This window comes from Arthrobacter sp. SO3, from assembly GCF_020532825.1.
In the GTDB taxonomy this organism is placed as follows: domain Bacteria; phylum Actinomycetota; class Actinomycetes; order Actinomycetales; family Micrococcaceae; genus Arthrobacter.
Genome location: NZ_MQTS01000170.1, coordinates 1 through 9,325 on the forward strand (window position 1 = coordinate 1; position 9,325 = coordinate 9,325).

Sequence of the window (9,325 nt, forward strand, 5' to 3'; positions counted from 1 at the left end):
CCCTGAACTCACGGCAGCATAATCAAATAACTGACCTGCACGGTGTCGAGAAAACTCCACCACTCAGCGGGACGTAACCTGAGCCCACGACAAAGAAGTGTCGCACCCTGCCAATGCTGGGGCGGCAGGTGGGGTGTCATGTCGGTTTCTGCCGGTTCCGCCATGAGATGAGGGAGAGGAGGTGGATGGCCGTGAGTACGGTTCTTGAAGCAGACGAAGATGTTTACGGGCTGCGAAATCAGTCTCTGCGGACCCGAGGTCTTGAAGCGGGAAATGCAGGTAGCCGGGCGACAGCGGAGGTGTCCTCACCTGCTTCGGTGCTGCTGCCGCAAGGCAGTAAAGGGGGTGTGCACAATGTGCACACCTTGGGCTTCGGATCGGGTCGTACTGGTGCCGGACTGGGCCGGATTGGAGAGGTTTTCGGGGGAGTGGCGGAAACGCAAGGCCCGGAACCCGGTTCGAGTCCCACCTCGGGCACAGTGTTTCCGCAGTTCAGGGGCCTTTTGGTGCTATTTTCGTGTGAACAGTGTCCACACTCTCGCCTCTGATCTGATGTTCCGGGTTGTGTGGGGTCCCGGAACGGCCTATTTGGTTGTGTGGGGGAGCGGCTGACTACGGCGGACCGGGTACCGCCCTGCGGAGTCCATTATGGGTGTTCATCCTCGTTGGTCCTTCCGTTGGGTTTTCACGTTCACTACTTCATGGTGGCTAGGGCCGCGTACAACATGATTTGCTGATTATTCTTTAGATCGACCCAGGGTTGCGGCAGGTCCGGATTTTCCGCTCTGATACCTGTTCATGCAGGAATGCGGGGGGAACGGCATGACATGGCCACTGATCCGGAGCAGATCAGGAGCTCGCTGAGCCTGGCCAGCCGGTAGGCGGGCTTCGAGGACGAATTTCAGGAACTGGTGGGACCTGCTGCCATGGCCTTCCCACCAGTCCGCCGCCGCAGCCATCATTTTCCCCGTCATCGCCGCATCCAAATGCTGAGTATCCGGAGTCGCTGTCTTAGCTGTTTTACCGGTCGGAGCTAGCCACGTTGCCCTCGATCAAACCCCTCTGAGGGGAATGAGGCGGTGGGCCCGCCATGGCTGCCCTTGTCATTGGATATGGCATAGCCGCAGTGGCATTGATCAACGCTCTTGGATTCATACTTAGCGCGGTTCAGCCGTTCTCGATGTAGTCCGGGTTCCAGCCGGTGAGTGTGCGGGGACCGGAGTTCTTGGCGGCCTGCCCCAGACGGGGTGACGGTGTCGAACTGGGCCTGGTTTGCAGGGGGACGAGAACGTTGTTCTCGCCTGGGCCCACGACCATCGGCGTATTCCGGGCGACTCCGGTGAGGGCGTCACAGACCCAGAACCGGGTCGGCTACTTCTACCCCGCGACACTGGTCGCCGACAACGACCACTCCCGGGTGGCCGAGGAGCAGTTCGGCCCGCCCCTGCCAATCGTCAAGTACCGCCCAGGTCTGCCCCGCAGCTCCCGGCCTTTGAGGGGCGATCCGGGTGGCCGGAGAGAATCTACCAGTTGTAGTCCAGGAATTTGCCGTCCAGAGTGATGACGACCCGGTCTCCTGCCGGGTCCTCACGGCGCTGGATGTCGACTTTGAAATTGATCGCGCTCATGATGCCATCGCCGAATTCTTCATGAATGAGCTCCTTGATCGCGGGCCCGTACACGTTGATCGCTTCATAGAGCCGGTATATCGTCGGGTCCGATGGCACCGGCGAATCGAAGGAACCGCGGTAGGGCTGCATTTGCAGAGCCTCCCGGACCTTCGGATCCAAAGCCAGCAACCCTCCGACGATCTCTGCGTCCGCCGCCGTCAACGGGTGCTGGCCGAGTAGTGCGGCAACGACCCAGACCGGATCCTTACCTATCGCCTGTGCGATCGCGGCCCAGGACACTCCCGACCGGAATTGCGCTGCCCGCACGATCTGACCGGCATCCCTTTTACTGACAATCGGGTCCATGGCTGTTCCTCCCGTAGCGCATTAAATTGAGCGGTAAAGGCCCAAAGGCTCTCAAACTGAAGGCCTGTGGTCAAGACGGTTCGAATGGGACGGACGCTCGGGGCCCGCGCTCAAGTGATCGAGCGCGAACGGCTCTCGTTTCGTTCGGCGGCATGAGTTATTGAAACAAGGCGCCGCGGCCGGCACGGGGCACCCCATCGGAGCATCAGGCACCGGAATTTTACGTCACACCTCACGCGGTTCAGGAACTGAAATCCAGGGTCTGTGGCGGGGCAGCCGTCGCGTTTTGCGGCGGGGGCGGCCAAAGCGACGCGTTAGTGCTGTACCGCGACTGACATTCCCGTAGCTGGCGATCCCGCTTGCAATGCCTTGAGAATTCGCCGACGGCAAGACCGCTCGATCCTTCCCTTCAGGCGTCTGCCTCTCATCCGGGATTTCCATTGTCTTCTGCCTTATGTCTGCTTGCAGGGGTTGCCTGGCTTAGTGAAATCATTAAACCGTTCAGATGTAAGGCGAGTTGAACGTCGAGGCTGCGGGAAGGTTCTTTCCATCCGGGGCCGATGGGCGCGGTGATTCGTTCAAGTCGCTGGTAAAGCGTGTTCGTGTGGATGTGCAAGGCGGCACACGTACGGGCGTGGTGTTGCGACAGGTCCAGATAAGTCGTGAGCGTCGCCGCAAGGTTTCGCCCATATTCATGGTCGTGGCTGAGCAGGGGACCGACTGACTGTCTGACGAAGACGGCGAGCTGGTTGAATCCCAGCTTGAATGGCGGTTTGCCGTTCCGTTTACCGAACGCTAACTGTATGGCCCCGCGCCTGCCGGCCTCCATTCGGGTCTGACTGTCTGAGGAAGCCGGCGAGGGACCTTCTGCTCGTTGCGTTTGCCAAAGTTGGGCTGGTATTGCCGCAGGTGCCTCTGACTCAAGATAGCGTCGATGTCCGGTGGACGTCCGAGGAGCGCGAAGAGGCCCTGATCAACTCAGGAATTGCAGCCGGCTACCGCGGCACCGCCGAACTGGCACTCAAAGCCGCGACCGCCGACAGGCGGATCAAGGGCAGGCGGTGACAACGTGTCACTGGTGATTGCCGGGGCCAATTAGGACCTAAGCCATCCTAGTCGTGGATAAATGGGTATTTCTTTTTACTAATATGCGCTCTTAGGCTTGTTTCTGCATGGCATTGCGCCAGCAGACCTACTGAGGGGCATCAATGGAGACGCGACATCTCAAGTACTTCATAGCCGTTGCAGAAGAACGGCATTTTGGCAGGGCCGCCGCCAGGCTCCATATGGCGCAACCGCCGCTGTCCCAGCAGATCCGGCAGCTGGAGGAACAGTTGGGCACCCCGCTGCTGGTCCGGACTACCAGGAAAGTAGAGCTGACGCCGGCAGGTCAGGTCCTGCTGGACCGGGGGCGGGTGATGCTCCAGGAACTGGAAGTCCTTGAATCCGACGTGCGGCAGGTTGGCGAAGGCGCCACCGGAGTGCTCCGCGTAGGGTTCACCGGCACCGCCACATACCGGCTAATGCCAATCATCGTCCAGGCCGCGCGACGCACCCTGCCCGGGCTCCGCATCACGGTCCAGGGCGAAATGCTGACGCCGCAGATGGAAGCTGCGTTGGAGGAGGGCAGGCTCGATGCTGCCGTCCTCCGCCCACCTGTCCATTCGGGGGCCATCGCCCTGAAGCTGCTGGAACAGGACCAGCTGGTGGCGGCCTTACCCGCGGACTCGCCGCTGGCAGAGAAGGGAATGCTGGAGCTGGCCGCCCTGTCCGAAGAGGGCTTCATCGGATATCCCAGCTATTCCGCGGTCAGCAGCATCTTTATCGACGCCTGCCGCAAGGCCGGATTCCAGCCCCGGGTCGTCCAGGAAGCAAAGGAGACCTCCACGCTGCTCTCGCTCGTGGCCTCCGGTATGGGCATAGCACTCGTTCCCATGACATCGCGGATGTTTTCCTTCCAGGGCGTTGCCTTCCGGCCGCTCCGGAACCCCCCGCCGGTGGACCTGGCAGTGGCATGGAACAGCGACAAGGAAACGCCGCTGTTGTGCGCCTTCCTCGGTCTCTTCGATTCCCTCCCTGCTAAGCAGCCCCCCGCAGGTAAGTCGCCAGCCACCAAAGGACAGACGCCGTGAAGATCGAACGTATCGAGGCCATCCCCTATGCCATCCCGTATGCGCGGCCGCTGAAGTTCGCCAGCGGAGAGGTGAGCGCCGCGGAACATGTGCTGGTCCGGATCCAGACGGACACCGGTATCTGGGGGGTGGCGGACACTCCTCCGCGGCCCTACACGTACGGCGAAACCCAGGATTCGATCGTGTCGGTGGTGACCAAGGTGTTTGCCCCGCAGCTCATCGGGCTGGACCCGATGGACCGCTCCAAAGTCCAGCAGCTGCTCCGGCGCACGGTCAACAACCCCACGGCCAAGGGGGCCCTGGATATTGCGCTCTGGGATGTCATCGGGATTTCTCTGGGCACCCCGGTGCACAAACTGCTTGGGGGCTTCACCGACAGCATGCGGGTCTCGCACATGCTGGGCTTCAAGCCCGCCGCCGAGCTCCTCGAGGAAGCGCTGCGGTTCCGTGAAACGTACGGCATCGACACATTCAAGCTCAAGGTTGGCCGGCGGCCGCTCTCCCTGGACGTCGAGGCCTGCCATGTGCTGCGGCAGGGTCTCGGTGCGGACACCGAAATTTACCTCGACGCCAACCGCGGGTGGACGGCGAACGAGGCCATGGAGGTCCTCCGCCGGACCGAAGGCCTGGGACTGTCCATGCTGGAGGAGCCGTGCGATGCCGGCGAGGCGATGGGACGGCGCCGGCTCGTGCAGAGCTCCAGCATCCCCATCGTGGGCGACGAAAGCGTCCCCACCCTCGGCGATGTCTCCCGGGAATTGCTCTCCGGCGGCAGCAACGCGATCTGCATTAAGACCGCGCGCAGCGGTTTCACCGAGGCCCAGCAGATCCTCGGCCTCTGCGAGGGCCTCGGCGTGGACGTCACGATGGGCAACCAGATCGACACCCAGGTCGGCAGCCTCGCCACGGTCACCTTCGGCGCGGCCTTCGAGGCCAGCTCCCGGCGGGCCGGGGAGCTCTCCAACTACCTGGACATGACGGACGACCTGCTCGCGGAGCCGCTCGAAATCAACGACGGTGCCATCCGGGTCCGCGAGGTCCCCGGCGTCGGTGCTGCCATCGATGCCGACAAGCTGCAGAAGTACCGTCAGGACTAGACCTCCCCGGCCGCACCTGCCCTCAGAAACCCCACACCGCAAGGAGAACCACATGCTCTACATGGTCCGCATGGACGTGCATATTCCGCTGGACATGCCCAAAGAACGCGCCGACGCCATCAAGGCGGAGGAACGGGAGTACTCCCACGAGCTCCAGCACGACGGCCGCTGGCCGCATTTGTGGCGGGTCGTGGGCGAGTACTCCAACTACTCGGTCTTCGACGTCGCGGACAACGACGCGTTGCACACGCTGCTGTCCGGACTGCCGCTCTTCCCATACATGGACATCAAAGTCACGCCGCTGGCCAAGCACCCGTCCGCCGTCGAATAGCACGCGCTGAATTCATATCGAAAAGCTTTCAATGAGCGGGAAATAAGTATTTCCCCTCGCTCAATGAGGGGCCTACCGTTGAAACAACACCGGATGTGATGCGCAGCACTAAGCGGCATCAGGCACGACATGCCGGAACCCTCGAACCGTTTCTGACCAAGGTTCCGGATCAACCGTTCTTTGACAAGGGAGTCACCATGACAACGGAAACCCAAGCCACCGCCGCATCCTCGGGCGCGGGGGCCACCGCCCGCTTTCGGGAGAACAAGCACATCGGCGCCGGCACAAGCCAGGAACGCGTCAGCACGCTGGCCGGCCGCGTCATCAAGGCCATCAACGACACCGTCCTGGATGAGAAAGTCACCTACGACGAGTACAACGCCTTCAAGGCCTGGCTCATCCAGGTCGGCGAGGACGGCGAATGGCCGCTGTTCCTGGACGTCTGGGTGGAACACTCAGTTGAGGAGGTCGCCAACGCCAACCGGCACGGCTCCAAGGGCACCATTGAGGGACCCTACTACGTCCCGGACGCCCCCACGCTCAACACCCCGGCCACCCTGCCGATGCGCGACGACGAACCCGGCACCCCGCTGCTGTTCCAGGGCCAGGTCACGAACGTCGCCGGCGAGCCGCTCGCCGGGGCGCTGATCGAACTCTGGCACGCCGATGACCTTGGCTTCTACTCCCAGTTCGCCCCCGGGCTGCCGGAATGGAACCTCCGCGGCTCCATCAGTGCCGACGCCCAGGGAAACTTCCAGATCAACACCATGCAGCCGGCGCCTTACCAGATCCCCACCGACGGCGCCTGCGGTGCCCTCATCGGCGCTGCGGGCTGGCACGCCTGGCGGCCCGCCCACCTTCACCTGAAGGTTTCAGCGCCGGAGCACCAGCTCGTCACCACCCAGCTTTACTTCGAAGGCGACGAGCACGTAGCTGACGACATCGCCTCGGCCGTGAAGCCCGAACTCGTCCTCGCCCCCACAGAGCGCGCCGACGGCAAGGGCCGCGAAGTCACCTACAAGTTCGTTCTCGACCCCCAGGACTAAAGCTCCAGTCCCGGGCCCGGGGCCGGAACACTTTCGACCCCGGGCCCAAGCCGTACACCACCCGCACCCGCCGTCAGGCCGCTCGCCCAAAATTAGACCGCCGACACGGCAGTGAACACCAGCAGAAAGGAGAAGTCGATGACTCAGGAAGTCATGGGGGCCATTGACACCCGCGAACTGCGCCACGCTTTCGGCACGTTTGCCACCGGCGTCACGGTGGTGACCTGCCGGTCCGACGACGGCGTCCCCCACGGCGCCACTGTCAATGCCTTCACCGCGGTATCCCTCGACCCGCCGCTCGCCCAGGTCACCCTGACCCGGACCTCGCGCGCCGCCCGCTACCTCGAAGGTGCCGCCTTCGCCATTAACATCCTGTCCCTCGAACAGATGGACGTGGCCCTGCACTTCGCTGGCAAGGTCCTCGACGAGGAGCCGGAATGGACCCTGGACGGCAATGTCCCGGTGCTGACCCGGAATGCCGCCACGCTCGAATGCCGGCCGTGGAACGTCTACGACGGCGGCGACCACATCATCGTCGTCGGCGAGGTCATCGGCATGGAAATCACCAAGCGGGAACCGCTCCTGTTCTTCGGCGGCAAATTCCGCCAGATCGGCCGGCTCGTTGAGGGGGCCCCTTGGGATCACTCCGGTGACGCCCCCGAATCGGGCTGGTTCGCCGGCTCCAGCTCCTTCAAGCCGCTCCACGGCTCCACGCCGCACTAACCGGCATCAAACCAAGCACGCCTGAAACTTCCTCACCGCTCAGAGACCCCTCCCCTGAAAGGGACGATCATGACCGAAATTGTTGACCAGTCAGTTCCCGCCGCCGATACCTCGGCGTCGTCCACGCCGTCGATGAGTGACAGAACGACGCCGGCGAATCCGAAGATGCCGATGACCGGGGATGAGTACATCAAGTCCCTGCAGGATGACCGCGAGGTCTGGATCTATGGTGAGCGTGTCAAGGACGTCACGACCCACCCGGCGTTCCGGAACTCGATCCGGATGGCCGCCCGGCTGTACGACGCGATGCACAAGCCCGAGCTGCAGGACAAGCTGATGGTGCCCACCGACACCGGGTCCGGCGGCAAGACGATGTCGTTCTTCCGCACCCCGCACAGCGTCGAGGACCTGAAGAAGGACCGCGTCGCGATCGAGACCTGGGCGCGGATGAGCTACGGCTGGCTGGGCCGCTCGCCCGATTACAAGGCGGCGTTCCTGGGCACCCTTGGCGGCATGCCGGACTTCTACGAGCCGTTCCAGGAGAACGCCAAGCGCTGGTACAAGGAGTCCCAGGAGAAGGTCCTGTACTGGAACCACGCGATCATCAACCCTCCGGTGGACCGGCACCTGCCCCCGGACCAGGTCGGGGATGTGTTCATGAAGGTCGAGAAGGAAACGGACTCCGGACTGATCGTCTCCGGCGCGAAGGTCGTCGCGACCGGGTCGGCGATCACCAACTACAACTTCATCGCGCACTACGGGCTGCCGATCAAGCGCAAGGAGTTCGCGTTGATCTGCACGGTGCCGATGGACGCGCCCGGGGTGAAGCTGATCAGCCGTGCCTCCTACGCCCATCAGGCCGCGGTGATGGGAACCCCGTTCGACTACCCGCTCTCGAGCCGGATGGACGAGAACGACTCCGTGTTCGTCTTCGACAAGGTCCTGATCCCGTGGGAGAACGTCTTTGCCTACGGGGACGTGGAGAAGATCAACAACTTCTTCCCGCAGACCGGATTCATCAACCGCTTCACGTTTCAGGGCGTGATCCGCCTCGCCACCAAGCTGGACTTTATCGCTGGGCTGCTGATGAAGGCCCTGGAGGTCGCCGGGACGCAGGACTTCCGCGGCGTCCAGACCCGGGTGGGGGAGGTCCTGGGATGGCGGAATATGTTCTACGCGCTCATCGACGGGATGACCCTGAACCCGGATGCGGGCCCGAACGGCACCGTTCTGCCCAAGCTGGACTATGGCCTGTCCTACCGGATGTTCATGTCTATCGGGTACCCGCGGATCAAGGAAATCATCGAACAGGACGTCGCATCGGGCCTGATCTACCTGAACTCCTCGGCCCTGGACTTCAAGACCCCGGAAATCCGGCCGTACCTGGACAAGTACGTCCGCGGCTCCGACGGCGTAGAGGCCGTGGACCGGGTGAAGCTGATGAAGCTGCTCTGGGACTCGATCGGCACCGAGTTTGGCGGCCGGCATGAACTCTACGAGCGGAACTACTCCGGCAACCACGAGAACGTGAAGGCCGAGATCCTCTTCGCCGCGCAGGCCCAGGGCACCACGGACTATATGAAGGGCTTCGCGGACCAGTGCCTGGCCGAATACGACCTGGACGGCTGGACCGTCCCGGACCTGATCAGCAACGACGACGTCAGCCTTTTCCTCAAGCGCAGCTAACTTATTTCCGGGTGAGCGGCGCTGCCAGTCCACGTAGGGAGGGCCGCTCACCCGGTAAAGAGGCATCGCTGGCCGCAGACGACCACTCGGCATCCCGACTTCGATCTGCCCGCGCTGAGCCCCTCGGGCGGAAGTTCAAACACGCGCAGCGTGGGCCGGCTGGACGAGTCAGCAGAGCGTACGGCCTTCCAGGATGCTGCAACACAGTGAGCTCCCCAGCCGCTCCCTCGGCATCTGCCACAGCCAGAACTCGGAATCCCGCGGTTCACCGCAAATTTCTCCCGTTCCCCCGCGGGCCCCCGCCATTCCGGGGATCCGGCCCCGCGTGGGTGCA

General features: G+C 63.1%; 10 protein-coding genes. 7 read left to right on the forward strand and 3 right to left on the reverse strand.

The annotated features are described in order from the left end of the window. Positions 1-1,167: 1,167 nt before the first annotated feature. The 3 genes from BJQ90_RS16050 to BJQ90_RS22930 all read right to left on the reverse strand — a co-directional run bounded on the left by BJQ90_RS16050 (position 1,168) and on the right by BJQ90_RS22930 (position 2,805). Positions 1,168-1,317 (reverse strand): hypothetical protein, encoded by a 150-nt coding sequence (locus BJQ90_RS16050; protein WP_226761226.1) that lies wholly within the window; start codon positions 1,315-1,317, stop codon positions 1,168-1,170. 206 nt (positions 1,318-1,523) lie between these two features. Beyond that, on the reverse strand, positions 1,524-1,976 hold the full coding sequence (gene cynS, locus BJQ90_RS16055) for a cyanase (protein ID WP_226761227.1): 453 nt from the start codon (positions 1,974-1,976) through the stop codon (positions 1,524-1,526). Between the two features lie 424 nt (positions 1,977-2,400). Then, positions 2,401-2,805 carry a helix-turn-helix domain-containing protein gene (locus BJQ90_RS22930; protein ID WP_226761228.1) on the reverse strand — a complete coding sequence of 135 codons (405 nt, stop codon included), beginning with the start codon at positions 2,803-2,805 and terminating at the stop codon, positions 2,401-2,403. Between the two features lie 80 nt (positions 2,806-2,885). Between BJQ90_RS22930 and BJQ90_RS16070 the strand changes: the two genes are divergently transcribed. From BJQ90_RS16070 to BJQ90_RS16100, 7 genes are all read left to right on the forward strand, one after another. Beyond that, positions 2,886-3,041 carry a hypothetical protein gene (locus BJQ90_RS16070; RefSeq protein ID WP_226761229.1) on the forward strand — a complete coding sequence of 52 codons (156 nt, stop codon included), beginning with the start codon at positions 2,886-2,888 and terminating at the stop codon, positions 3,039-3,041. A 143-nt stretch (positions 3,042-3,184) separates the two neighbouring features. Continuing rightward, positions 3,185-4,108 (forward strand): LysR substrate-binding domain-containing protein, encoded by a 924-nt coding sequence (locus BJQ90_RS16075; RefSeq protein WP_226761230.1) that lies wholly within the window; start codon positions 3,185-3,187, stop codon positions 4,106-4,108. After that, positions 4,105-5,205, forward strand: a complete 1,101-nt coding sequence (locus tag BJQ90_RS16080) for a mandelate racemase/muconate lactonizing enzyme family protein (RefSeq protein WP_226761231.1) — start codon at positions 4,105-4,107, stop codon at positions 5,203-5,205. Before BJQ90_RS16075 ends, BJQ90_RS16080 begins: the two co-directional genes overlap by 4 nt. Before the next feature lie 52 nt (positions 5,206-5,257). Continuing rightward, positions 5,258-5,536: a muconolactone Delta-isomerase gene (gene catC, locus BJQ90_RS16085; RefSeq protein ID WP_226761232.1), complete on the forward strand. Its 279-nt coding sequence runs from the start codon at positions 5,258-5,260 to the stop codon at positions 5,534-5,536. A 197-nt stretch (positions 5,537-5,733) separates the two neighbouring features. After that, positions 5,734-6,582: a catechol 1,2-dioxygenase gene (gene catA / locus BJQ90_RS16090; RefSeq protein WP_226761233.1), complete on the forward strand. Its 849-nt coding sequence runs from the start codon at positions 5,734-5,736 to the stop codon at positions 6,580-6,582. Between the two features lie 138 nt (positions 6,583-6,720). Continuing rightward, entirely contained in the window at positions 6,721-7,305 is a 585-nt protein-coding gene (locus tag BJQ90_RS16095) for a flavin reductase family protein (RefSeq protein WP_226761234.1), read from the forward strand. 69 nt (positions 7,306-7,374) lie between these two features. Continuing rightward, the gene (locus tag BJQ90_RS16100) at positions 7,375-8,991 is read left to right on the forward strand and encodes a 4-hydroxyphenylacetate 3-hydroxylase family protein (protein WP_226761235.1); all 1,617 of its coding nucleotides are present in this window, start codon (positions 7,375-7,377) and stop codon (positions 8,989-8,991) included. Positions 8,992-9,325: the final 334 nt, after the last annotated feature.

Bases quoted from the DNA above. Each gene is read 5' to 3' on its own strand.
- catC (WP_226761232.1), top strand. From the start codon at position 5,258: ATGCTCTACATGGTCCGCATGGACGTGCATATTCCGCTGGACATGCCC.
- cynS (WP_226761227.1), bottom strand. From the start codon at position 1,976: ATGGACCCGATTGTCAGTAAAAGGGATGCCGGTCAGATCGTGCGGGCA.
- catA (WP_226761233.1), top strand. From the start codon at position 5,734: ATGACAACGGAAACCCAAGCCACCGCCGCATCCTCGGGCGCGGGGGCC.
- BJQ90_RS22930 (WP_226761228.1), bottom strand. From the start codon at position 2,805: ATGGAGGCCGGCAGGCGCGGGGCCATACAGTTAGCGTTCGGTAAACGG.
- BJQ90_RS16075 (WP_226761230.1), top strand. From the start codon at position 3,185: ATGGAGACGCGACATCTCAAGTACTTCATAGCCGTTGCAGAAGAACGG.
- BJQ90_RS16050 (WP_226761226.1), bottom strand. From the start codon at position 1,317: ATGGTCGTGGGCCCAGGCGAGAACAACGTTCTCGTCCCCCTGCAAACC.
- BJQ90_RS16095 (WP_226761234.1), top strand. From the start codon at position 6,721: ATGACTCAGGAAGTCATGGGGGCCATTGACACCCGCGAACTGCGCCAC.
- BJQ90_RS16100 (WP_226761235.1), top strand. From the start codon at position 7,375: ATGACCGAAATTGTTGACCAGTCAGTTCCCGCCGCCGATACCTCGGCG.